General features: G+C 25.7%; 25 protein-coding genes. 13 read left to right on the top strand and 12 right to left on the bottom strand.

What is annotated here, in order from left to right; translation table 11 throughout:
- Nucleotides 1-30: 30 nt before the first annotated feature.
- The gene (locus CKV87_RS04500; protein ID WP_012012624.1) at nucleotides 31-852 is read left to right on the top strand and encodes an SDR family NAD(P)-dependent oxidoreductase; all 822 of its coding nucleotides are present in this window, start codon (nucleotides 31-33) and stop codon (nucleotides 850-852) included.
- A gap of 94 nt (nucleotides 853-946) precedes the next feature.
- On the opposite strand, the gene CKV87_RS04495 is transcribed toward CKV87_RS04500, so the two are convergent.
- Both CKV87_RS04495 and CKV87_RS04490 read right to left on the bottom strand, forming a co-directional pair.
- Entirely contained in the window at nucleotides 947-1,174 is a 228-nt protein-coding gene (locus tag CKV87_RS04495) for a type II toxin-antitoxin system HicA family toxin (RefSeq protein WP_012012623.1), read from the bottom strand.
- Nucleotides 1,174-1,314 (bottom strand): hypothetical protein, encoded by a 141-nt coding sequence (locus CKV87_RS04490; protein WP_012012622.1) that lies wholly within the window; start codon nucleotides 1,312-1,314, stop codon nucleotides 1,174-1,176. Before CKV87_RS04490 ends, CKV87_RS04495 begins: the two co-directional genes overlap by 1 nt.
- Before the next feature lie 77 nt (nucleotides 1,315-1,391).
- Here CKV87_RS04490 and CKV87_RS04485 point away from each other — a divergent pair, with 77 nt between their 5' ends.
- Nucleotides 1,392-1,727, top strand: a complete 336-nt coding sequence (locus tag CKV87_RS04485; protein WP_012012621.1) for a hypothetical protein — start codon at nucleotides 1,392-1,394, stop codon at nucleotides 1,725-1,727.
- On the opposite strand, the gene CKV87_RS04480 is transcribed toward CKV87_RS04485, so the two are convergent.
- From CKV87_RS04480 to CKV87_RS04460, 5 genes are read right to left on the bottom strand one after another with little or no spacing between them, the layout of a single operon-like run.
- On the bottom strand, nucleotides 1,724-2,155 hold the full coding sequence (locus CKV87_RS04480; RefSeq protein ID WP_012012620.1) for a hypothetical protein: 432 nt from the start codon (nucleotides 2,153-2,155) through the stop codon (nucleotides 1,724-1,726). The genes CKV87_RS04485 and CKV87_RS04480 overlap by 4 nt on opposite strands.
- A gap of 39 nt (nucleotides 2,156-2,194) precedes the next feature.
- Nucleotides 2,195-2,995 (bottom strand): ABC transporter permease, encoded by an 801-nt coding sequence (locus CKV87_RS04475; RefSeq protein WP_041645052.1) that lies wholly within the window; start codon nucleotides 2,993-2,995, stop codon nucleotides 2,195-2,197.
- A 4-nt stretch (nucleotides 2,996-2,999) separates the two neighbouring features.
- Nucleotides 3,000-3,593, bottom strand: a complete 594-nt coding sequence (rsmD, locus tag CKV87_RS04470; RefSeq protein ID WP_012012618.1) for a 16S rRNA (guanine(966)-N(2))-methyltransferase RsmD — start codon at nucleotides 3,591-3,593, stop codon at nucleotides 3,000-3,002.
- A gap of 18 nt (nucleotides 3,594-3,611) precedes the next feature.
- Nucleotides 3,612-5,156, bottom strand: coding sequence for a ribonuclease Y (gene rny, locus CKV87_RS04465; RefSeq protein WP_004509074.1), 1,545 nt, complete (start codon nucleotides 5,154-5,156; stop codon nucleotides 3,612-3,614).
- A 12-nt stretch (nucleotides 5,157-5,168) separates the two neighbouring features.
- Nucleotides 5,169-5,705: a 5-formyltetrahydrofolate cyclo-ligase gene (locus tag CKV87_RS04460; RefSeq protein ID WP_012012617.1), complete on the bottom strand. Its 537-nt coding sequence runs from the start codon at nucleotides 5,703-5,705 to the stop codon at nucleotides 5,169-5,171.
- Nucleotides 5,706-5,766: 61 nt separating this feature from the next.
- On the opposite strand from CKV87_RS04460, the gene CKV87_RS04455 reads away from it, so the two are divergent.
- The 3 genes from CKV87_RS04455 to CKV87_RS04445 are packed head-to-tail and all read left to right on the top strand — an operon-like array spanning nucleotide 5,767 to nucleotide 8,120.
- Nucleotides 5,767-6,318, top strand: a complete 552-nt coding sequence (locus CKV87_RS04455) for a TlpA family protein disulfide reductase (RefSeq protein WP_012012616.1) — start codon at nucleotides 5,767-5,769, stop codon at nucleotides 6,316-6,318.
- Nucleotides 6,319-6,330: 12 nt separating this feature from the next.
- Complete coding sequence (gene ftsY / locus CKV87_RS04450; RefSeq protein WP_004509071.1) at nucleotides 6,331-7,260, top strand: signal recognition particle-docking protein FtsY; 930 nt, start codon at nucleotides 6,331-6,333, stop codon at nucleotides 7,258-7,260.
- Nucleotides 7,261-7,277: 17 nt separating this feature from the next.
- The gene (locus CKV87_RS04445) at nucleotides 7,278-8,120 is read left to right on the top strand and encodes a hypothetical protein (RefSeq protein WP_012012615.1); all 843 of its coding nucleotides are present in this window, start codon (nucleotides 7,278-7,280) and stop codon (nucleotides 8,118-8,120) included.
- Between the two features lies 1 nt (nucleotide 8,121).
- Here the strand turns inward: CKV87_RS04445 and CKV87_RS04440 are convergent, their stop codons facing one another.
- The 3 genes from CKV87_RS04440 to CKV87_RS04430 form a co-directional block, all read right to left on the bottom strand.
- The gene (locus CKV87_RS04440; RefSeq protein WP_012012614.1) at nucleotides 8,122-10,602 is read right to left on the bottom strand and encodes an EAL domain-containing protein; all 2,481 of its coding nucleotides are present in this window, start codon (nucleotides 10,600-10,602) and stop codon (nucleotides 8,122-8,124) included.
- Nucleotides 10,580-11,497 (bottom strand): cytochrome-c peroxidase, encoded by a 918-nt coding sequence (locus CKV87_RS04435; RefSeq protein ID WP_012012613.1) that lies wholly within the window; start codon nucleotides 11,495-11,497, stop codon nucleotides 10,580-10,582. Before CKV87_RS04435 ends, CKV87_RS04440 begins: the two co-directional genes overlap by 23 nt.
- Nucleotides 11,498-11,596: 99 nt before the next feature.
- On the bottom strand, nucleotides 11,597-12,160 hold the full coding sequence (locus CKV87_RS04430) for a YqiA/YcfP family alpha/beta fold hydrolase (RefSeq protein WP_012012612.1): 564 nt from the start codon (nucleotides 12,158-12,160) through the stop codon (nucleotides 11,597-11,599).
- 117 nt (nucleotides 12,161-12,277) lie between these two features.
- Between CKV87_RS04430 and radA the strand changes: the two genes are divergently transcribed.
- Together radA and CKV87_RS04420 are read left to right on the top strand one after the other, a co-directional pair.
- Nucleotides 12,278-13,627, top strand: coding sequence for a DNA repair protein RadA (radA, locus tag CKV87_RS04425; RefSeq protein ID WP_004509068.1), 1,350 nt, complete (start codon nucleotides 12,278-12,280; stop codon nucleotides 13,625-13,627).
- A gap of 15 nt (nucleotides 13,628-13,642) precedes the next feature.
- Complete coding sequence (locus tag CKV87_RS04420) at nucleotides 13,643-14,269, top strand: peptidase E (protein ID WP_012012611.1); 627 nt, start codon at nucleotides 13,643-13,645, stop codon at nucleotides 14,267-14,269.
- 5 nt (nucleotides 14,270-14,274) lie between these two features.
- Here CKV87_RS04420 and CKV87_RS04415 read toward each other — a convergent pair whose 3' ends face one another.
- Nucleotides 14,275-14,679 (bottom strand): thioesterase family protein, encoded by a 405-nt coding sequence (locus CKV87_RS04415; protein WP_012012610.1) that lies wholly within the window; start codon nucleotides 14,677-14,679, stop codon nucleotides 14,275-14,277.
- A 90-nt stretch (nucleotides 14,680-14,769) separates the two neighbouring features.
- Between CKV87_RS04415 and ybeY the strand changes: the two genes are divergently transcribed.
- Nucleotides 14,770-15,192: an rRNA maturation RNase YbeY gene (gene ybeY, locus CKV87_RS04410; RefSeq protein WP_012012609.1), complete on the top strand. Its 423-nt coding sequence runs from the start codon at nucleotides 14,770-14,772 to the stop codon at nucleotides 15,190-15,192.
- A gap of 24 nt (nucleotides 15,193-15,216) precedes the next feature.
- Here the strand turns inward: ybeY and CKV87_RS04405 are convergent, their stop codons facing one another.
- On the bottom strand, nucleotides 15,217-15,621 hold the full coding sequence (locus tag CKV87_RS04405) for a Fur family transcriptional regulator (protein WP_004509064.1): 405 nt from the start codon (nucleotides 15,619-15,621) through the stop codon (nucleotides 15,217-15,219).
- 195 nt (nucleotides 15,622-15,816) lie between these two features.
- Between CKV87_RS04405 and CKV87_RS04400 the strand changes: the two genes are divergently transcribed.
- Genes CKV87_RS04400 through CKV87_RS04380 form a run of 5 tightly spaced genes read left to right on the top strand, consistent with a single transcriptional unit; the run spans nucleotide 15,817 to nucleotide 22,889 of the window.
- Entirely contained in the window at nucleotides 15,817-17,385 is a 1,569-nt protein-coding gene (locus CKV87_RS04400) for an endonuclease/exonuclease/phosphatase family protein (protein ID WP_228126927.1), read from the top strand.
- On the top strand, nucleotides 17,385-18,686 hold the full coding sequence (gene murJ, locus CKV87_RS04395; RefSeq protein ID WP_012012607.1) for a murein biosynthesis integral membrane protein MurJ: 1,302 nt from the start codon (nucleotides 17,385-17,387) through the stop codon (nucleotides 18,684-18,686). Before CKV87_RS04400 ends, murJ begins: the two co-directional genes overlap by 1 nt.
- A 57-nt stretch (nucleotides 18,687-18,743) precedes the next feature.
- The gene (locus CKV87_RS04390; protein WP_012012606.1) at nucleotides 18,744-20,453 is read left to right on the top strand and encodes an ABC transporter ATP-binding protein; all 1,710 of its coding nucleotides are present in this window, start codon (nucleotides 18,744-18,746) and stop codon (nucleotides 20,451-20,453) included.
- Nucleotides 20,454-20,496: 43 nt separating this feature from the next.
- Nucleotides 20,497-21,555, top strand: coding sequence for a quinone-dependent dihydroorotate dehydrogenase (locus CKV87_RS04385; protein ID WP_012012605.1), 1,059 nt, complete (start codon nucleotides 20,497-20,499; stop codon nucleotides 21,553-21,555).
- Entirely contained in the window at nucleotides 21,555-22,889 is a 1,335-nt protein-coding gene (locus tag CKV87_RS04380) for a M16 family metallopeptidase (RefSeq protein WP_012012604.1), read from the top strand. Before CKV87_RS04385 ends, CKV87_RS04380 begins: the two co-directional genes overlap by 1 nt.
- Nucleotides 22,890-22,891: the final 2 nt, after the last annotated feature.

Genomic DNA, 22,891 nt, shown 5'->3' with positions numbered 1-22,891 from the left:
CCATTTCAAAAAAAAATATGGATTAAAAATATGCAAAATATACTAATTACGGGTTGTTCAAGTGGAATTGGACTTGAAACTGCGCTTATTTTAAAAAACAATGGAATAAAAGTTTATGCAAGTGCAAGAAAAGACAAAGATATACAAATGTTAAAAGATTTAGGATTTATTACTTTTAAAATTGATGTTAGAAATAAAAAAGAGATAGAATTTGCACTTAAAACTATTTTAGAAAATGATTTAAAACTTGATTGTGTTTTTAATAATGCTGGTTTTGGACAACCAGGAGCTGTTGAAGATTTGAGTGTAAAAACTTTAAAAAAACAGTTTAATACAAACTTTTTTGGACTTCATGAAGTAACTATTCAAGCTATGAAAATATTTAGAACTCAAGGTTATGGAAAAATTATACAACATAGCTCTGTTTTAGGAATTATTGCTTTAAAATTTCGAGGTGCTTATAATGCTAGTAAATATGCTATTGAAGGAATAAATGACACTTTAAGACAAGAAGTTATGGGTTCAAATATTTTTATAAGTACTATAAACACAGGTCCTGTTACTTCAAACTTTAGAGAAAATGCTCTAAAAAATTTTAATAAAAATATAAAAATGAAAGGAAGTTTTTGGGAAGAAACTTATAATTTAGAACTTAAAAAAAGACTTGAATCAAAAGAAGACAAAGCACCTTTTAACCTTCCAGCTTCAAGTGTAGCAAATGTAGTTTTAAAGATAATGAATAGTAAAAAACCAAAACCAAGATATTATGTAACAAAAGCTACTCATATTTTAGGTTTCTTCAAAAGAGTTCTAAGTACCTCTTTACTTGATAAACTGTTAAATAAAATTTAATTTCATACTTCTAATTTGATAATTAGAAGTATTTTGCATTATTTATATTCTTATATAAAATTACGTTCTCTTGAGATTTTAATTTTATTCTAACTTACATGATTAAATCTATAAACTCATTTTTTGAAATACCAATATCTCTTAATATTCCACCTAATAAACCAATTTTAACTATTTTCTTTTTATATACAGGAATTGTAAGGGTTTTCTTTTCTTCATGAACAAAAATTCTATGATTTCCTTTTTGCCTGTCAAATCTATACCCTATAGATTTGACAAACTTTATCAACTCTTTACCTGTTATATTAGATAAAGAAGCCATTATTTACCTTTTGAACCTTTAGTGTTGTTAGAGTTCATTTGAGCACCTCTATTTCCATTCACTTTTGCATTAGCACTATTTGTACCACTTGTACCTTTGTTTGAATTAGCTTGATTTGCTTTATGATTATTGTTTGACATAATCTTCTCCTAAAATGAATTCTGATAGTATTTAATCTATCAGTAAAATAATTATTACATATGATTTGGAGACAAAAATGAGGACAAAATCTGAAATTTCTGTAAAATTTATAAACTTGTTTGAGAAATTTAGAAATGAAATAAAAACTTCAAAAAAGCTTGATAGAAATTCATTTTATGGATTTGCTAAATACTATATTAAAAATAATACTATTTGTGATGAAAATAATACAAAAGGTAATCCTATAAAAAATTTAGAAAGAAAACTAAAAAGATGGGAAGAAAGGCTAAATAACAATATATTTCAAGAAAAAACTTTTGAAGAGTTACTCAAATATTATAAAAGTCTAAATGAAAACTATTGTTATCAAGAATTACTTCCTGATGAATATCCACAACATTGGTTTGACTAGTTTATACAACTTTCATATCTTTCTATTAAAATATCACCCCAGTAGTCTCCTTTATGTAATCTAGCTTTTTTAGCATCAATAATTCCTGCCATATACTCAACTGCACAAGCACAATTATCTCTAACTATTTCAGTTTTACCATATTTTTCTGTACACCAACTCATCATTTTATACTCAGTTTTTACAGAGGGTCTTTGAATATTCACATAACTATCAGCTACTGCACCTATTCCTACACCAATTAAAATTGTTGTAAATCCAGAGATAATATACTCTTTATATTTACTCCCAATCAAACTTTTATCACATTTTTTACATTTAATATCTTTTGACAATAAAATTTTATTTTCCGCAGAACATTTATCACAAATAATTAATATTGAATTTTCAATATTCTTTTTTTTAATATCATTATCTTCCTCTTTCACCTTTATTCCTCCAATAGTAATATATTAAATATATAAAATTTAGTAGTTTATTATCTCTTTTCTATTTGCTAAGTTTTGTAGATAATCACTTATTTGGATTAAACAAAAAGTTATTACAAATATCATAAAACCAGGGAAGAAACTAACCCACCAAGCTATATCAATAACAGCTTTTCCATCACTAAGCAAACTTCCCCAACTCATATTTGGAGGATTGATACCAAGTCCTAAAAATGACAATCCAGATTCAGCTAAAATAGCTCCACCAACTCCAAAAGTGAAAGATATAAGAAAGATAGGAGCAAGAAGTGGAGCAAAGTATTTAAAAACTATTTTAAAGTTTGAAATATTTGATATTTTTAAAATCTTGATATATGGTTTATTACTTATAGCAAAACTCTCACTTCTTATCATTCTTGACATTCCCATCCAACCAGTTATTGATATCACAATAATCAAAATAATTGAAGAAGCTTGAATATAAGATACCAATGCTAAAAGTAAAAAGAATGTTGGAAATGTCAAAAACAAATCAATTATTATTGTTATAGCTCTATCAACATTTCCTTTTAAAAATCCTGCAGTTATCCCAATAAACAATCCAACAAGTGAAGAAATAGATGCAGCTAAAAAGCCAATGATTAAAGATGTTTGTCCACCTTCAAGAACTCTTGCTAAAACATCACGTCCAAGTCTATCTGTACCAAATAGATGTTCAAAAGATGGTGCTTGTAAAATCTTAGTTGGATTTAATTCAAAAGGAGAAATAGTATAAAAAATAGGAAGGAAAAAGATAGTTAAAACAACTACTATTAAAATTCCTAAAGCTATTTTAAACATATTTTTACTTCGTATAAGTAAAATAAGAAAGTGAACTTTTACCAAATTTTCTTGTTTTATCTAAAGAAAATTTTCCTAAAGTTTGAGGAACTTCTAGTTTTGATACGTGTTCAATTATAATCATAAAAATATTATCAGCTTCAATATTTTCTATCATATGAAAAGATTTTTCATAAATATCATCCATTCCTTCTCTATAATCAAATGGTGGATCAACATATAAGATGATTTCATCTTTTGAATTTCTCATAAAGTCTAAAATCAAAGGAGTTTGAACAAAAGCATTTCCTTGAATAGTTTGACATTTTTCTATATCAATAGATTTACAGTTTCTTACTAAAATAGAGTAAGAGTTTTTATCAAGTTCTATAAAATAAGATCTTTTAGCTCCTCTACTGATTGCTTCAAGTCCAATAGAACCACTTCCTGCAAAAGATTCAATAAATATTTTATCTATGATATCAAATTGTAAAACATTAAAAACTGACTCTTTTAATGCAGATTTTGAACTTCTAGTAACATCTAAAGATGGTAATTCTAAAACTTTTCCTTTATAAACACCAGCAATTATTTTTGTAGTTGGTTTATTATTTCCCATTATTTCCCCTTTATGAGATTATCTTGCGTAACTTTCTGCTCTAGTTTCTCTAATTACATTTACTTTTATTTCACCAGGATATTGAACTTTTTCTTCTATCTCTTTTGCTATTTCAGTTGCTAATAAAACTGCTTCATCATCATTTACAAGTTCTGCTTTTACTATAACTCTTACTTCTCGTCCTGCATTTATTGCATAAGCATTTAAAACACCAAGTTTACTTGTAGAGATATTTTCTACCTCTTCCACTCTTTTTAAGAAGCTTTCTAAAACTTCTCTTCTAGCTCCTGGTCTTGCAGCACTTAGTGCATCAGCCGCACAAACAGCTGCACTTTCTACATTTATAGGTTCTTCATGTCCATGATGAGCATAAATTGCATTTATAACTGTATCACATTCATCATATCTTTTACATATTTCTGCACCTAAATCAACATGACTTCCAGGAGCTTCATGAGTTAAAGCTTTTCCTATATCATGTAAAAGCCCTGCTCGTCTAGCAAGTATTGCATCTCCACCCATTTGAGAAGCCAAAAGTCCTGATAAATGAGCAACTTCTAAAGTATGAGCAAGTGCATTTTGTCCATAAGATGCTCTATATCTTAGTCTTCCCACAAGTTTGATAAGTTCTGGATGCATAGTTTTTATTCCTAGCTCCATCACAACATCTTCACCCTCTTTTTGAATATTTTTATCAAATTCTGATTTAACTTTTTTATAAATTTCTTCTATTCTAGCAGGTTGGATTCTTCCATCTTCAAGTAGTTCTCTTATTGTTTTTGTAGCAACTGCTCTTCTATATAAGTTAAATGATGAAACAGTTATTGTATTTGGTGTATCATCAATGATAATATCAACACCTAAAAGCATCTCTAATGCTTTTATATTTCTTCCTTCTTTTCCTATGATTTTCCCTTTTGTTTCTTCATCATTTAAAGGAATATTATTTATAAGTCTTTCAGCTGCAAATTCTCCTGCATATCGAGTTACAGCTTGTGATAGCATATTGTTTATTTCATTTTTTGTATTTTGTTCTGCAATTTTATATCTTTTTCTAAATATTGATGAAATTTCCGCTCTTGAATCTTCTTTAACTTTTTTTAACATCAACTCTTTTGCTTCACTTTGAGTTAATCCACAGGCATTTTCAAGAATTTTTATAGCTTCTAAAGTCTTTTCTTCATAAGTTTTCTTTTGTTCTTCAAGTCCATCTTTTAAAGTAGTAATCTTTCTATTTTTTTCAACTATTTGTTCTTTTTCAAGTTTTATGGCTTTTAATTCAGATTCTAAATGTTCATTTAATTCTCTTTCTTTCCTTTCGATTTTTAGAAGCATTGCTTCATATTCTCTTTTTGCACTTTTAAATTCCCTATCACATTCTATTTTTGCTTTTAATTGTGCATCTTTTAAAGCCATTTCAGCCTCATGTTCAATTACTTTCGCTTTCGCTTTTGCTTGCTCAATAAAAACCTCAAACTTCGCCCTATCTAATTTTCTCACAACAAAAATACTAATCGCCGAGCTGAAGGCTCCGACAACTATCGCTACTATCAAATCTTCCATTTTATTTAAACCTTAATTTGTAATAATATAATCTGCTTTTATATCGTAATTATCACTTAAAATACTATTACTTTTACAAAGTACTAATTGTGTAAAAACTATTGTTGGTTTATAATTCAATTTGTCAAAAAATCTATCATACATACCTTTTCCATAACCTATTCTTTTGTTTAAAGCATCAACTCCAACAATTGGAACAATGGCAACATCAATTTTTTTAGGTTTTAAAAAAGAGTTATTTGGTTCTTTTATTCCAAATCTCTTTTTATGCAAAGGAAGTCTATACTTTACTATTTTAAAGCTCTCCAGATGCATAAATGGTACATAAACATTTTTTCTATATTTTCTTAAGTTATTTATTAAAGGTTTAACATCTACTTCCATACCCAAAGGTATGTATAATAAAATATTTCTCGCTTTACTATTTTTTATAAACTTATCAATTTTTTTTACAATAATTTTGTTTTTATAATACTTTGTACAAAAAGAAATAGATTCCATTTTTTTTATACACGATTTTCTAAAATCACTTTTGTGATTCTTCTCCATATTTAAGCCTCACTTAGGTAAAATCTCTACCTAATAAATAATTTTACCTAAAGGAATTGAAATGAAGTTTAAAACTTTAGCATTTTTATCTATTTTAACTATTTTATTTTTTACAGGTTGTGATTCAAAAGATAATAGTCAAAATAAAGCACAAACACAACAAGCAGATAGAGTAACTGAATTTCAACTAGAAACAGCTGATAAACAAACAATTAATATCACTTTATTAAATGATAAAATTTTATTCAAAGATTATCCAAATAAAATAGTTTTATTAAACTTTTTTGCAACATGGTGTCCACCTTGTAAAGCTGAAATTCCAAATTTAATACAACTTCAAAATGATTATAAAAATGACTTTGTAATTGTATCTATCTTACTTGAAGATATGAAAACACACGAAGAACTACAAAAATTCATTACAACTTTTAATATAAATTATCCTATTACTAATGCTTCTGAAAACTTTGATTTAGCAAAAAGTTTAGGTGGAATAAAATCTATTCCAACAATGTTCTTAGTGGATAAAGATGGAAATATTTTCCAAAAATATGTAGGATTAGTTCCTAGTGAAATGATGGAAATCGATATTAAAAAAGTATTAGCTAAATAGGAGTCAAAATTAATGTTTAGTTTCTTTAAAAAAGATGAAACTTTAGAAGTTGAGAAAAAAATAGAAGAAGATAAATCTTTTTTTTCAAAAGCTTTAGAAAAAACTTTTTCAAGCATAAAAAGTGTTGTTCCCCAAAAAAAGGAAAAAATATCTTTTGATGAAGTAGAAGAGTTACTAATAGAAGCTGATATGGAATATGAAATCATAGAAAAAGCTATGAATGGACTTCCTGATATGATTACAAGAAAACAACTTCGACATAGACTTGTAATGCTTTTTGAACATGCTCCTGAAGTTAATTTAGCAAACACAAAACCATTTGTAAGATTAATAATTGGTGTAAATGGAGCAGGTAAAACTACAACTATTGCAAAATTAGCAAATAAACTAAAAAAAGAAGGAAAATCTGTAATTCTAGGAGCTGGTGATACATTTAGAGCAGCAGCGATAGAACAACTTTCTACTTGGGCAAATAAGCTAGAGATTCCTATTATAAAAACACAACAAGGACACGACGCAAGTGCAGTTGCATTTGATACGATTAGTGCGGCGATTGCAAGAAATATTGATGATGTTATTATAGATACAGCAGGAAGATTACAAACACAAACAAATTTAAATAATGAACTAAAAAAGATTGTTAAAGTTTGTTCAAAAGCTATGAGTGATGCGCCTCATCAAAAATTACTTATTTTAGATGGAACACAAGGAAATAGCGCTATTGCACAAGCTCGTGCATTTCACGAAATAGTTGGAATTGATGGTATAATAGTTACAAAACTTGATGGAACTGCAAAAGGTGGGGCACTATTTTCTATTTCAAATCAATTAGAACTTCCTATTTTTTATGTAGGAATTGGCGAAAAACAAGATGATTTAGTTGAGTTTTCTCCTGATAATTTTGTAGATAGTCTACTTGATCAAATCTATATTTCAGAATAAATAAAGAAGGAAAATTAATGAGAACAAAAACAAAGAACTTTTTTGAAGATTTATTTGTACTTTTAATAATTGGAGTTATTATATTTTTTGTATATATTTTCTTTTTCTCAGATGATGAAAAAAGTGAAACTTTACTAACAAATAATGTAGTTCAAGAAAAAATTGAAGAAACAACAAAACCAATTATCAATGAAATAAAAGGGCAAATTGAAAATAGAGTTGAAAAAATCGTTTCTGTAACAAAACAACAAGAACAAAAAGTTGAAGAACCATCACAAAATGTTGAAGAAAATCCTATCCATAAACATGAAGTAATAAACAATGAGATAAAAGAAGAAGAGAAAAAAATAGAAGAAACTTCTTTAAATCATACAAATCACCAAGAAAATATGGCTCAAACTGTTGCTCCAATTGAAGAAACAAAAACAGAAGTTAGTGCTCAAACTTCAAATCCAATTGAAATTTCAAAAAATAATGAAATTGTGATTAGTGAAGAAGCTGGAAAAATCGAAACTAAAACTCCTGATTCTCAAATACAAGATATTCAAACAAATGAAAATGAAAATAGAGATACAAACGATAAAACAAATGTTGATCAATTTTTCAAAAATTTTGAAAGAAAAGTTTATGATAACATAAATAAGAATGTTGATAAATCAGCTTTAAGAAGTGGTCAATTCGTAAATATTAGAGTTACATTTTTAAAAGATGGTGGTTATGAACAATTAACTTATGTAAGTGGAAATATGGGTTATTTTAATTTAATAAAATCTTCAATTGAAGAGTCATTCCCTGTTGTTATTGAAGATTCTATAAAAGCACATTTCCCAAGATATTACAGAATGAAAATAGAGTTTTAATTTAAAACTCTATTAATAATTTTGGTTTAGAAAATAAATATCCTTGTCCAAAATCAACTCCTAATTCAATAAGTTTATCTTCTTGCTCTTTTGTTTCTATTCCTTCTGCAACTGTTGTATAATTAAAACTTTTAGAAAGAGCTACTATGGCTCTTATGATACTATCATTATTGTCATCTAAAGAAGAAACAAATGATTTATCTATTTTTATAATATCAATTGGTAATTTTTGCAAATACTGTAAAGATGAATAACCTGTACCAAAATCATCAATAAGTATTTTAAAACCTAAATTTTGTAATTCATTTAAACTCTTTTCTGTATCTTTCATATTTTCAATAAAATAAGTTTCAGTTATTTCTATTCCTATGTTTATAGTATCAATATTAGTTTGAATTAATATTTTTTTGATTTCATCAATAAAATTTGATCTTACAAGTTGTAAAGTTGATACATTTATAGTTATCATTTGAATATTTATTTTATTTTGTAGTTTAACAAAATCTTCACAAGCTTTTTTAAATACAAAAAAACCTAATTCATGAATAAGCCCAATCTCTTCAGCAATATAAATAAATTCATCAGGGCTAACATTTCCTAAAATAGGATTTTTCCACCTTAAAAGTGTTTCTACACTAAAAATTTCTTTTGTTTTAAGATTGTATTTTGGTTGATAAACAAGATAAAATTCTTCATTTTCTAAAGCTTTACTCAAAGCTTGCTCAATTTTTAATCTAGAACTAACTGTTTTAGTTAAATCCTCAGTATAAAATTCATATCGATTTTTAGATTTTTGTTTTGCTTTGTACATTGCTGTATCAGAATATTTAAGTAAACTAACTAAATCATCTCCATCTAAAGGATACCGTGCAATTCCTATACTACAACCAATATGCAAAGAATTATTACCAATAACTATTGTTTCATTCAAATTTTTAATAATATATTGAGCATTTAATATTATCAAATCATCATTTTCATATTCAAAGATAATAGCAAACTCATCTCCACCTATTCTAAAAACTAAACTATTGCCATCAAAAATATTTTTAAATCTAAGGCTTACCTCTTTTAATAGTTTATCTCCAGTATCATGTCCTAGAACATCATTTATAACTTTAAAGCCATCCAAATCAATAAATAAAAGTGCAAATTTTTTATTATTTTTAAAACTATCTTCTATAATTTTTTCTACTTTTATTTGTAAACTTCTTCTATTTGGAAGCATTGTTAAACTATCATGATATGCTAAAAATTCAACTTTTTCTTTCTCTTTTATATAATCAGTTACATCTAGCTTTATCGCTAAATAACCTTTTATATTTTCATTTAAAATAATAGGCGTAATTGAAGCTGTTTCATAATATATCTCTCCATTTTTCTTTTTATTTTTAAATTCGCCTATCCATTTTTCTCCTCTATCTAAAATAGCATTTATATTCTTATAAAATTCAGCTGGAAGAAGTCCTGATTTCAATATTCTTGGATTTTGACCTATCATCTCATCCTTTGTGTATCCAGTTGCTTTTTCAAAAGCTTCATTCACATATAAAATATTTCTATTTTCATCTGTAATCACTATTGAATTATCACTATTTGCGACAGCATATTTAAAAGCATTTAATTCATTTTTTGTTTTTAATGATTTTTGATATGTATATATAAAAGAACACAATAAAAATATAGAAGCAACAAATAAGATAAAAGATAAATTTTTTTGTCTTTTTAAATTTATATAGTTTATATTATTTAATTCAGTTTCTATCTTATTTAAAAAATTTTTATATTCAAGTTTAGAATATTCTATTTTAGTATTATTTATTTTTTCTAAATCAGAAGATAAAGATTTCAATCTTTTAGTTAAAAACTTGATTTCAGAAACATTATATTTTTCAACTAAACTATCTAAGTTATTGATATTTATTTGAGCTATTTCAAAATTATTCCCTTCATTATTCACAAAAAGTTTTGTAGATGAATTTAATGCATTATCTAAAATAATAATATCTTTAATCGAATTCATTAAATATTTAGTTCTTAAACTTTGACTAAGTTCTAAAATATAATTTAATGAGCCAACAACAGAAGAATTTAAAGATTTGAATCTTTCGATATAGGTAATCTCTTTTTGCCATTCATGTGATAAATTCTTTATTAAATTTTCAAAGTTATAGCCATAGTTTTTATAAAAATTTTCTGTGTCAAAACTACTTATTAAGATTTCAGTTTCAGATATCTTCTTGTTTAGATTATCATAATTTATGAATGTTGCTTTATTGTTTATAAAATTATTAAATTCATTATGTAGAATTTTTAAGTTTATTACATTGCTATAATATATGTTGAAATTCTCTATTTTTTCATTTATCTTATTTAAATTATATATAAAAAAAGAAGTAATAATTACAAACAATAAAAGAATAAAGCTCACCTTATCAAAATATTTAAGAAAATTTATTCTATTGTTCTTCTTGATAATCATACAATTCTCCAGTTAAAGATTTTAAAAATGAAACTATGCTATCAATATCTTCTTCACTTAAAGATTTACCTAATTGATAATTTGCCATAAATTTTACAGTGTCAGATAAATTATCAAATCTTCCATCGTGCAAATATGGTGATGTAAATTGAACATTTCTTAAACTTGCTACTTTAAAATAATATAAATCATCTTCATTCTTTGTTACTTCAAATCTTCCTTTAGAAATAGAATTGACTTTATCTACAACGCCAAATCTAGCATATAAATTTCCACCCACATTTGTACCATGATGACAGGCAATACAACCTTGTTCTTTAAATATAATATATCCTCGTTTTTCTTCCTGTGTTATAGCATCTTTTTCTCCTTTTAAATATCTATCAAAACGAGAATTTGGAGTAATCAAAGTCTTTTCATATTCAACAATTGCATCTATTAAATTATTTTGAGTAATACCATCTTCGTAAATCTTTTTAAATTTATTTTTATATTCCGTATTATTTAGTTTAATAACTAACTCTTGAAGATTCATTCCCATTTCATTATCTTTTGTAATAGGTCCAATAGCTTGTTCATAAAGGTTTTTTGATCTTCCATTCCAAAATTGTGCAAAATTAAATACACTATTAAATACTGTAGGAGTATTTATATCTCCAACTTTCTTTTCAATTCCCAAAGAAAATTTTTTATCATCAGCCCCTCCATGGCTAAACGAATGACAAGAATGACAAGAAATAGTTTCATCTTTAGATAATCTTTTATCAAAAAAAAGTTCTTTCCCTAAATTAACTTTATTTTTATCAACATTAATTTTTGTAGGAATTGCCGTAATTGGTTCTTGTGAATACAAAAAAGAAAATCCAATAGTTAAAAATATAATAGATTTTATCAAAAAGAACTCCAAAAAATAATATTTTTAATTATATTATAATCTCTTTTAGGTTCTTGTTAATTTTCGATATAAGGTGATAGGATAAAGTATATATGAAGTTTAAAAGCTAAAAAAGCTATTAATTTTTCTAAAATATCTTTCAATTCCATCAAAAGAGTGGCTTCCGCCCTCTTCTACAATAAGTTCAGTATCCTCTAATTTTATCGCTGCTTCATTAAAATCTAAAACTTCATCTTCTTCTTGTAATAAAGTTATAAAATTTTGTGGATTTTTTAGATCTTCAACCTTATAATTTTTTAATGAATTTATATGACTTTGAGTAAATTCGAATCGAGAATTATCATAATAATTTGTCACAAATTCAACTCCTTCATATCTATGCAAAGTATTCCAAGGATTAACAGCAGGATTTATTAAAACTGCTTTTAAATCATATTTATTTGCCAAATATAAACCATAAAAACCACCTAAAGAAGAACCAATCAAATATACATTTTCATCTTTATTTAAAGAAAATTCTATTATTTGTTCTAAAGTATCAATAGCTAAATTTGGAATTGTAGGAAGAGAAATAGTAATTATCTCCTCTTCAAAATACTCTTTAAATTTTTGTGCTTTTGAACCAAATCCACAACTAGCAAAACCATGAATATAAATTATCATTTTATTTTTCCTAAATTTTTAAATAATAATACTCAAAAAAGTATTACATATTGAAATATTTCATAAGATACAAAAGAATTTTAGATAAAATCAACAAAATTTTTAAAGGTTTTTTAGATGGCAAAGAAAAAAATTTCACTTTTTGAGTGTCAGCATTGTGGAGAACAATCATCAAAATGGCTTGGTAAATGTCCAAATTGTGACTCTTGGGATAGTTTTATTGAATTAAATCAAGAACAACAAGAAGTATTAAAACAAACTATAAAAGTTTCAAATTCAACTTCTAAAGCAAAACCAATTACAGAAATTTTACAAGATGATGTTTCAAGATTTTCTTCTTTTAATTATGAATTTGATTTAGTTTTAGGAGGTGGAATAGTTCCTGGAAGTTTAACTTTAATTGGAGGAAGTCCAGGTGTTGGGAAATCTACACTTTTGCTTAAAGTTGCAGGAAGTATTGCAAAAAGTAATAAAAAAGTTTTATATGTTTCAGGAGAAGAAAGTGCTGGACAGATAAAACTAAGAGCAAATAGACTTGAAGCAAATAGCGATAATCTATTTTTATTAAGTGAAATTAAACTTGAAGAGATTATGGATGAACTTTTAAGAGAAGATTATGAAGTTTGTATTATTGACTCAATTCAAACAATTTATTCTTCAAGTTTAACTAGTGCACCAGGAAGTGTTTCACAAGTAAGAGAAATCACTTTTGAACTAATGCGTAAAGCAAAAGAGTCAAATATTGCCATGTTTATAATTGGACACATAACAAAAGATGGAAGTATTGCAGGTCCTAGAGTTTTGGAACATATGGTTGATACAGTTTTATATTTTGAAGGTGAAGCTAGTAGAGAATTACGAATGTTAAGAGGTTTCAAAAATCGATTTGGTTCAACTTCTGAAATTGGTATATTTGAGATGACAGCAGAAGGACTTATAAGTGCAAAAGATATAGCTTCAAAATTCTTCGATAAAAACAAATCACAAAGTGGTTCAGCATTAACAGTATCAATGGAAGGAAGTCGAGCAATAATTTTAGAAGTTCAAGCACTTGTTTGTGAAAGCACTTATCCAAATCCTAAAAGAAGTGCTACAGGATTTGATACAAATAGACTTACAATGCTTTTAGCTTTACTTGAAAAAAAGATTGATTTGCCTCTAAATAATTATGATGTTTTTATAAATATTAGTGGAGGAATTAGAATAAAAGAGAGTTCAGCTGATTTAGCTGTAATTGCTGCAATAATTTCAAGTTTTAGAGATAGACCAATTTCAAAAGAGTCTGTATTTATTGGTGAAGTTTCACTAACTGGCGAAATAAAAGATGTTTATTCTATTGATATTAGGCTAAAAGAAGCTCAAGCACAAGGAATAAAAAAAGCTGTAATTGCACAAAAAACAAATCTAAAATTAGATATTAAAACTTTTGCAGTTGATGAAGTATCTAAAATGATTGAATTATTTTAACAAAAAGGAAAACTAATGAAAAAACTATTTTTAGCTTCATCATTCAAAGATGTTGCAAATATTTTTGCAGATTTTGAAAAAGATCTAAAAGGGAAAACAGTAACTTTTATACCAACAGCAAGTAAAGTAGAAAAGGTTGTATTTTATGTAAATTCGGGAAAAAAAGCACTTCAAAAATTAGGATTAATTATCGATGAATTAGATATATCTACTGCATCAAATGATGAAATAAATAGCAAACTAAGAAATAATGATTTTATTTATATTACAGGTGGAAATACATTCTTTTTATTACAAGAGCTTAAAAAAACAGGTTCAGATAAAATAATTATTGATGAAATAAATAAAGGTAAACTTTATATAGGAGAATCAGCAGGTGCAATTGTTACATCAGCAAATGTAGAATATGCAAAAAGAATGGATGATGTAAAAAAAGCTCCAAATTTAACAGAGTTTAGTGGATTAAATCTAGTAGATTTTTATGTAATTCCACATTATACTAATTTTCCATTTGAAAAAACCGTAGAAAAAATAATAGAAGATTACTCTTCAAAATTAAATTTATCTCCTATTAGTAACAAAGATGCTATTTTAGTTGTTGATAATAAAATTGATTTTATTCAAATTAAAGAGGAGAAATAGAAATTCTATTTCTCTACTCTTTTTTTTGCACCATTCATTAATCTTTCGTTAGAAACTATTGCTCTTGTGTGAGTACCATTTCCAATAACTCCACCACTATCAACAACCTCTATTTCAAATTTAAAAAGTTTTCCTTCCATTCCTACAAAAGTTGCAGTTGAAATAGCAGTATCTCCTTCTAAAGTTGGAGCAAGATGTTTTATATTAACTTCTACACCAACACTTAACTCACCATCTTTTAATAAAGGTAACATCATTTTTGCAGCGCTGCACTCCATTAAAGCAACCATTCTTGCAGTTGCAAAAACTTCTGGAAATGCATCATCTTTTGATATTTGTAAATTTGCAGCTAAATCTTTATTTAAAACTTTATAATCAATTGTAGCTTTTGTTCCAATCTCTAAACTCATTTTCTCTCCTTAATGTTTTAGGTAAATTAATATTACACTCTAACTTATTAATTTTTAGTTATAATTTTTGAAAAATTTTATGGATATTAAATGATTGATTTAGAAAATAGTACAGAATTTGAAATAGACACTCTTAATTTAGAAAATATAGCAAATACTCTTACAACAAAAGATATTGAATTGATTGTTGTAAAAAATGATGAAATTCAAGAATTAAATAAAGAGTATAGAAATATAGATAAACCAACTGATGTTTTAAGTTTTCCTATGAATTTTGAAGTGATTGATATGCCATTATTAGGTTCTATTGTAATTTCAACAGATTTTGTTCAAGAAAAAGCGAAAGAGTTTAAACATAGTTTTAATGAAGAATTTACACTTTTATTCATTCATGGACTTTTACACCTTTTAGGATTTGACCATGAAATTGATAATGGAGAACACAGATTAAAAGAAGAAGAGTTGATTGAAAAATTTAAACTTCCAAGTAGTTTAATAGTTAGAAATTCTTAAAATACAAAATAGTCTAAAATTAGACTATTTTGAACATTTTGAACAAATTCCACTTATAACGATATTTGTAGAATTTACTTTAAAAGAGCTGATTTTTGAAACTTGTTCTGCAATATCTGAAGAATCAAGCATAATATCTTCGATGTATCCACAACAAGAACAAGCTAAATGAGCATGTTCAGCTTTTACCAATTCATAAACAGATTTTGTTTCTGGAATTTTCACTTCTGAAAGAAAAACTTTCTCTACCATTGCATTGATATTTTTATAAATAGTAGCTAAAGAGATAGATGGGAACTTAGCTAATAATTTTTTATATAAATCATCAATATTCATATGTCCATTTTTATAAAGTTCTTCAACAATTGCAACTCTTTGTGGAGTAACTTTTAAGTCATATTCTTTTAATAAATTTGTATAATTTGTCATAATTTTTTTCCTTTGCTGGAATAATATCCTAAAAAATGTTAATCTTTTTTAACGTTATTATACCATAATTTTTTTCATAAGATAATATTTTTCTTCTAAAATATTTTGCATAGCGTTTATTATACAAAATTTTTTTAACTTTTACCTCTTAAAAATTTTATCTTTGGTAATATTTCAAAAATTTTGGAGAATATTTTGTTAAAACTTTTAATAATTTTTATTTTTTCTATCTCTTTATATGGTTCAAACCTAAAAATTGCCTCGTATAATGTAGAAAACTTTTTTGATTTAAGTTATGATAAAAGTGAATATAATGAATTTATTCCAAATAATAACTCTTTATGGAATCAAAAAAATTTTAATGTAAAACTAAATAACTTGATAAAAGTTATTGATGATATAGATGCAGATATAATCGGTTTACAAGAGATTGAAAACAAAGACTTGATGCAACTTTTACAAAAAAAACTACCAAAATATAAATATTTTTCTTTTATAAAATATCCAGATTCAGCTGTTGGTTTAGGATTTTTATCAAAAGTTGAGATAAAAAACTCTTCAAGCATTGATGTAAAATTTATTGATAAACTTTTTAGACCAATTTTAGAAACAACCTTTATTTATGAAAATGTTGAATTTAAAATATTTAATAATCATTGGCCATCAAAAGCTGCTGCAGAAAATTATAGAATAAAATATGCAAAAACTTTGCAAGATAGATTATTAAAACTTCCAAAAGATTATGATTATATTCTTTTAGGTGATTTTAACTCTAATTACAATGAATTTGAAACTTTTAAAAAAGATTTAAAACTAAATTTAACTTCAGGAGTTACGGGAATAAATCATGTTTTAAATACTACAATAGACGATCACTTTATAACTTATGATGATATTTTAAAAGAAGAGAAAAAAGTTCACTATAATCTTTGGTTAGATATAAAAACAAGTGAAAGGTTTTCTACAAAATTTAAAAATCAAAACAACACTCCTGATAATATAATCCTTTCATCATCACTTTTTGATAATAAAAATCTTACTTATATTAAAAAATCATTTGAAGTTTTTAAACCTAACTATTTATATGAAAATGGTGAAGTTAAAAGATGGAAAATGACTCAAGATAGAAATATTAAAATTCATAAAGGAGAAGGTTTTTCTGATCATCTTCCAATTTTTGCAAAATTTTCTATAAATGATAATATAACAAAAAATAATCTACAAGTCGAAGAAAATTTAAGTACAATATCATCTTTATATAAAAAAGAGAAATTAATTGAACAAATTTTTTTAAATGATGTTATTGTAATTTACAAAGATGATGAAAAAGCAATAATAAAAAAAGAAAATGATAGAGCAATTTATATCTATCAAAATGCAAAAGATTTAAAATTAGGATACTCATATAATCTTCAGATAAATCAAATTTATGATTTTTTTGGATTAAAAGAGATAAAAGATTTTTTTATTTCTAAAGAAAATAAAGAGATAAAAAATTATAAAGATTTATATTTAGATGCGTCAAATATAGATATTTTTGATTTCAAATATGAAAATGAAGTTATTACAAATTTAACTGGAATAGTAAAAAATGGAAAACTTTATATAAATGAAAGCAAGTTTATTAAACTTTTTGCAAAAGATAAAAATATTTTGCCTAAAGATAATGAAAAAATCAGAATTTTAAATGCACAATTAGGTTCATACAAGGGAAATATGCAAATCATTTTACATCAATTATCAGATTATAAAGTAGAAAAATAATGTTATTAAAATCAATTTTCACAAATAGTTCAGGTATTTTAGTTTCAAGAGTTACAGGATTTGTAAGAGATTTATTAACTGCTTCAATTTTAGGAGCAAATGTATATTCTGATATATTTTTTATAGCATTTAAACTTCCAAATCTGTTTAGAAGTATTTTTGCTGATGGAGCTTTTACGCAAGCTTTTATTCCTTCTTATGCAAAATCTAAACATAAAATTAGATTTTCATCAATAATATTTTTACAATTGATTGGTTTTTTACTAATTTTATCTTTAATTGTTACTATGTTTTCACATCTTGTTGCAAAAGCTTTTGCTATTGGATTTAGTCAAGAAACTATTGATTTAGCTGCACCACTTTTTGCTATAAATTTTTACTATTTGCCTATTATTTTTACAGTTACTTTTATGGCTGCACTTTTACAATATAAACACCGTTTTGCAACAAGTGCATATTCAACTGCTTTATTAAATCTTGCAATGATATGTGCTTTATTAATATCAAAAAATATGGATAAATATGAAATTACTTTTTATCTTTCTTATGGCGTTATTTTTGGAGGAATTTTACAAATAATAGTTCATGTATATTCGATAAAAAAAGCTAATTTATGTAAAATATTTCATTTAAAAAAATATAAGAAAAAAGAAGAAACAAAATTTTATAAAAACTTTTTTTCAGCAACACTTGGTTCTTCAACTATGCATATTTCAGCGTTTATTGATACTTGGTTAGCTTCTCTTTTAGTAAGTGGTTCAATATCTTATTTATATTATGCAAATAGGATTTTCCAACTTCCTCTTGCTATTTTTGCAATTGCAACTTCAATAGCTTTATTTCCAATGATAGCAAAATCAATAAAAAATAAAAATGAAGAAAAAGCTCTAAGTTTAATGAAAAAATCTTCTCTGATTTTATTTGTACTTCTAAGTATTGCTACAATAATTGGAATTGTTTTTGATAATTTTATAATAAAAATACTTTTTGAAAGAGGTGCTTTTACTAAAGAAGATACTATAAATACGGCACTAATTTTAACTATGTATTTAATAGGTTTACTTCCTTTTGGTTTGGCAAAAATATTTTCTCTTTGGCTGTATGCAAAAGAACAACAATTACTAACAGCAAAAATATCAATGCAAAGTTTAGCTTGTAATATTGTTTTCTCACTATTATTGATAAAACCATTTGAAGCAGCAGGTCTTGCTTTTGCAAGTACTTTAAGTGGTTTTATTTTATTTTTTCTTACAATTAAAGCATTTGGATTTAATAACTTTATAAAAATGTTTAAAAATTAAATTTAGTAAGATTAAGTTATAATCTAAGCCTTATATACAAAATTTGTTAGGATAACTATGCGAAAATTTTTTAAACAATATATCCCTTATTATAAAAATTATAAATTAGAATTTTTTTATGCTGCTATAGGTATTGTTCTTGTTGCTTCTGCAACTGCAGGAACAGCTTATGCAATTCAACCATTATTAGATGATATTTTTATAAAAAAAGATGCTGAAATGCTTTATATCATGCCTATTTTTGTTATTATTCTTTATACAGCGAAAGGTTTTGGTAGTTATATTCAAGCTTATTTTATTTCCTTTATTGGTCAAGATATTACAAGAATTGTAAGAGACAAACTTTTTTCTCATATTCTAACTTTGGATATGGATTTTTTCCAAAAAATTCATGGTGGAGAACTTGTAAGTAGAATCGTAAATGATATAAATAGAATTCAAAGAGCCATTTCAAATAATCTTGCAGAAATAATTAGAGAATCATTAACTATTGTTGGACTTGTAGGACTTGTTATTTATCATTCACCTGAGCTTGCATTTTATGGTTTAATTGTTTTACCACTTGCTATTTATCCTCTTTCTCGACTAGCAAAAAGAATGAAAAAACTATCTTTTAAATCTCAAGAAAGTAACTCTGATATTACTTCAAGTTTAAATGAATCTTTTAATAATATAGAAATAATAAAAGCAAATTCAACTGAAAAAGTTGAAGTTACAAAGTTTTCTGTTCACAATATGTTATTTTTCAAATACAATATGAAAGCAGTAAAAACAAATCAATTAACTTCACCTCTTATGGAAATTATTGGTGCTTTTGCTTTTGCAGCAGTTATTATTGTTGGTGGTTCAAAAGTAATTTCAGGAGAACTTACAACGGGAGAATTTAGTTCATTCATAGCTGCCCTTTTTATGCTTTATACTCCAATTAAAAAAATTTCTAATCTTTATAATAGTATGCAAGATGCAATTGCTGCAAATGAAAGAATCAATGATATGTTTTCAAAAAAACCTTCAATTATTTCTGGAGATATAAAAGAGATTGTAGATATAAAAGAGATTCATTTTAAAAATGTTGAACTAAAATATGATGATTTTGTAGCACTAAAAAATATAAATTTAGATGCAAAAAAAGGTGAAACAGTAGCTCTTGTAGGTGATAGTGGAGGAGGAAAATCTTCTTTAATAAATCTAATTGTAAGATTTTATGATACTACAAATGGTGAGATTTTGATAAATAATGATTCTATAAAAGATTTAGATTTGAAATCTCTAAGAGAAAATATTTCAATAGTAACTCAAAGAGTTTATATTTTTAATGACACAATAGCTGCAAATATTGCTTATGGTTACGAAATTGATGAAATAAAAGTTATTGAAGTTTTAAAACAAGCTCATGCTTATGATTTTGTAATGCAAATGAAAAAGGGAATTCATACAATCTTAGATGAATTTGGTACAAATTTAAGTGGTGGGCAACGACAAAGAATAGCAATAGCAAGAGCTTTATATAAAAATCCAAAAATTTTAATTTTAGATGAAGCAACATCAGCACTTGATAATAAAAGTGAATCTATAATAAGTGAAGTTATTAATGAAGTTAGTCGTGATAAAATAACTTTTATTATTGCTCATAGACTAAGTACAATAAAAAATGCTTCAAAAATTGCAGTATTTAAAAGTGGAGAAATCGTTTCTATTGGAACAGAACAAGAGTTAAAAAGCAATTGCGAAGAGTATCAAAGACTATCTAGTTCAGCTAATATTTGATGATATTTAGATAAAATATTCAACTTTTTAAAAAGGATAAATTTTGATTAGTTATGAAACAGTAAAAAAAGTACTATTTAAATTTCAACCAGAAACTGCTCACAATATAGCGGAATTTGGTCTAAAAACATTAGGTAAATGTTTTATTCTAAAAAATATAATGGAAAAAGAGAATTATATTTTTCATCCAAGATTAAATCAAAAAATTTTTGACCTAAATTTTTCAAATCCTGTTGGACTTGCCGCTGGTTTTGACAAAAATGCAACTATGATAAAAGCTATGAAATCTTTAGGTTTTGGTTTTACAGAGATTGGAACTGTAACTTTACTTCCTCAAGATGGAAATCCAAAACCTAGAATGTTTAGATATGCTGAGGCTAAATCTGTTCAAAATGCTATGGGATTTAACAATCTTGGTGCGCATGCTGTTTTAAAAAATCTAAAAAAAGTTTATCCTTTTGAGATACCAGTTGGTGTAAATATTGGAAAAAATAAAATAACTCCTGAAGAGTTTGCTTTAAGTGATTATAAAAACTTAATTAAAAAATTCCATAAAATAAGTGATTATTTAGTAATAAATATCTCTAGTCCAAATACTCCAAATTTAAGAGATTTACAAAATGAAAAGTTTATTACAGAATTATTTACTATGGCAAAAACTTTAACAACAAAACCAATTTTACTAAAAATTGCACCTGATATGGAAGTGCAAACAGCGATAAATTTATGTAAAACTGCTGTTGAAGCAGGTGCAAGTGGAATAATTGCAACAAATACAACAATTGATTATAGTTTAGTACCAAATTGTCAAAACTTTGGTGGTTTAAGTGGATCTTGTCTAACGCAAAAATCTTCACAACTTTTTAAAGAAATAGCACGGGAATTATTTGGAAAAACTATTTTAATTTCAGCTGGTGGTATTTCAAATGGTGCTCAAGCTTATGAAAGAATAAAAAATGGTGCAACTTTAGTTCAAGCATATTCAGGACTTATTTTTGAAGGACCTGCAATGGTTAGAAAAATAAACCAAGAGATTTTAGAACTACTTGATAAAGATGGTTTTGAAAATATTCAAGAAGCTATTGGAGCTAATTTAAAATAATGAATTATATAAAAAATCTATTCAAAATATTTTTTGTTCAACTTTTTTTATTAATAATAATATCGGGAGAATCAATGGGTAGTAACTTACCAAAATATTATACAAAAACTTTAGAAAATGGTCTTGAAATAGTAGCAATCCCTATGAAAAATGGTTCAGATGTAGTATCTACTGATGTTTTTTATAAAGTTGGAAGTAGAAATGAAAAAATGGGTAAAAGTGGAATTGCTCATATGTTAGAACACTTAAATTTCAAATCTACAAAAAATTTAAAAGCTGGTGAATTTGATGAAATTGTAAAAGGATTTGGAGGAGTAAACAATGCTTCTACATCTTTTGATTACACTCATTACTTTATAAAATCAAGTTCAAAAAACATGGATAAATCTTTAGAATTATTTGCAGATTTAATGGAAAATCTTACACTTAAAGATGAAGAATTCCAGCCAGAAAGAGATGTAGTTGCAGAAGAAAGAAGATGGCGAACAGATAATAATCCAATGGGATATTTGCAATTTAGATTATTTAACAATGCTTATATTTATCATCCATATCATTGGACTCCAATTGGATTTATGAACGACATTAAAAATTGGACAATTGAAGATATAAAAGATTTTCATAGTACTTATTATCAACCAAAAAATGCAATAGTAGTAGTTGCAGGGGATATAGATAAAGATGAAATTTTTAAATCAGTTGAAAAACATTTTAAAAATATCAAAAACAGTAAAGAAATCCCATCATCTATCCATACAACAGAACCAGAACAAGATGGTGCAAAAAGAGTAACTATTCATAAAGAATCAGCTGTACAAATGATAGCAATCACTTATCATATTCCAAATTTTGAACATGAAGATCAAGTTGCACTTTCAGCATTAAGTGAACTTTTAAGCAATGGTAAAAGCTCAATTTTACAAAAAAAATTAGTTGATGAAAAAAGATTAGTTAATACTATTTATGCTTATAATATGGATTTAAAAGACCCTGGATTATTTATGTTTATGGCTGTAGCAAATGAAGGTGTTGATGCTTTAAAAATAGAAAAAGAAATTTTAGATACAATTGCGCAAATTAAACAAGGACAATTTGAAGAAAAAGATATAAACAAAATAAAAATCAATACAAAAGCTGATTTTATTTTTTCACTTGAAAGTTCAAGCGAAGTAGCTTCTTTATATGGTTCTTATTTAGTAAGAGGAAATATAACTCCTCTTTTAAATTATGAAAAAAATGTAGAAAAATTGACTAAAAAAGATTTAATTGATGTTGCAAATAAATATTTAATTGAAAAAAACTCAACAACAGTTATTTTAAAAGAAGAAAAATAATC

The sequence above is a fragment of the Aliarcobacter butzleri genome (assembly GCF_900187115.1).
GTDB lineage: Bacteria > Campylobacterota > Campylobacteria > Campylobacterales > Arcobacteraceae > Aliarcobacter > Aliarcobacter butzleri.
Note: the sequence above shows the minus strand (reverse complement) of the source record. Positions and strands in the feature narration are given on the sequence as shown.

Bases quoted from the DNA above. Each gene is read 5' to 3' on its own strand.
- CKV87_RS04445 (WP_012012615.1), top strand. From the start codon at position 7,278: ATGAGAACAAAAACAAAGAACTTTTTTGAAGATTTATTTGTACTTTTA.
- CKV87_RS04420 (WP_012012611.1), top strand. From the start codon at position 13,643: ATGAAAAAACTATTTTTAGCTTCATCATTCAAAGATGTTGCAAATATT.
- murJ (WP_012012607.1), top strand. From the start codon at position 17,385: ATGTTATTAAAATCAATTTTCACAAATAGTTCAGGTATTTTAGTTTCA.
- radA (WP_004509068.1), top strand. From the start codon at position 12,278: ATGGCAAAGAAAAAAATTTCACTTTTTGAGTGTCAGCATTGTGGAGAA.
- CKV87_RS04460 (WP_012012617.1), bottom strand. From the start codon at position 5,705: ATGGAGAAGAATCACAAAAGTGATTTTAGAAAATCGTGTATAAAAAAA.
- CKV87_RS04475 (WP_041645052.1), bottom strand. From the start codon at position 2,995: ATGTTTAAAATAGCTTTAGGAATTTTAATAGTAGTTGTTTTAACTATC.
- CKV87_RS04380 (WP_012012604.1), top strand. From the start codon at position 21,555: ATGAATTATATAAAAAATCTATTCAAAATATTTTTTGTTCAACTTTTT.
- CKV87_RS04390 (WP_012012606.1), top strand. From the start codon at position 18,744: ATGCGAAAATTTTTTAAACAATATATCCCTTATTATAAAAATTATAAA.
- CKV87_RS04495 (WP_012012623.1), bottom strand. From the start codon at position 1,174: ATGGCTTCTTTATCTAATATAACAGGTAAAGAGTTGATAAAGTTTGTC.
- CKV87_RS04485 (WP_012012621.1), top strand. From the start codon at position 1,392: ATGAGGACAAAATCTGAAATTTCTGTAAAATTTATAAACTTGTTTGAG.
- CKV87_RS04430 (WP_012012612.1), bottom strand. From the start codon at position 12,160: ATGATAATTTATATTCATGGTTTTGCTAGTTGTGGATTTGGTTCAAAA.
- ftsY (WP_004509071.1), top strand. From the start codon at position 6,331: ATGTTTAGTTTCTTTAAAAAAGATGAAACTTTAGAAGTTGAGAAAAAA.
- CKV87_RS04440 (WP_012012614.1), bottom strand. From the start codon at position 10,602: ATGATTATCAAGAAGAACAATAGAATAAATTTTCTTAAATATTTTGAT.
- rsmD (WP_012012618.1), bottom strand. From the start codon at position 3,593: ATGGGAAATAATAAACCAACTACAAAAATAATTGCTGGTGTTTATAAA.
- rny (WP_004509074.1), bottom strand. From the start codon at position 5,156: ATGGAAGATTTGATAGTAGCGATAGTTGTCGGAGCCTTCAGCTCGGCG.
- CKV87_RS04500 (WP_012012624.1), top strand. From the start codon at position 31: ATGCAAAATATACTAATTACGGGTTGTTCAAGTGGAATTGGACTTGAA.
- CKV87_RS04455 (WP_012012616.1), top strand. From the start codon at position 5,767: ATGAAGTTTAAAACTTTAGCATTTTTATCTATTTTAACTATTTTATTT.
- ybeY (WP_012012609.1), top strand. From the start codon at position 14,770: ATGATTGATTTAGAAAATAGTACAGAATTTGAAATAGACACTCTTAAT.
- CKV87_RS04405 (WP_004509064.1), bottom strand. From the start codon at position 15,621: ATGACAAATTATACAAATTTATTAAAAGAATATGACTTAAAAGTTACT.
- CKV87_RS04490 (WP_012012622.1), bottom strand. From the start codon at position 1,314: ATGTCAAACAATAATCATAAAGCAAATCAAGCTAATTCAAACAAAGGT.
- CKV87_RS04415 (WP_012012610.1), bottom strand. From the start codon at position 14,679: ATGAGTTTAGAGATTGGAACAAAAGCTACAATTGATTATAAAGTTTTA.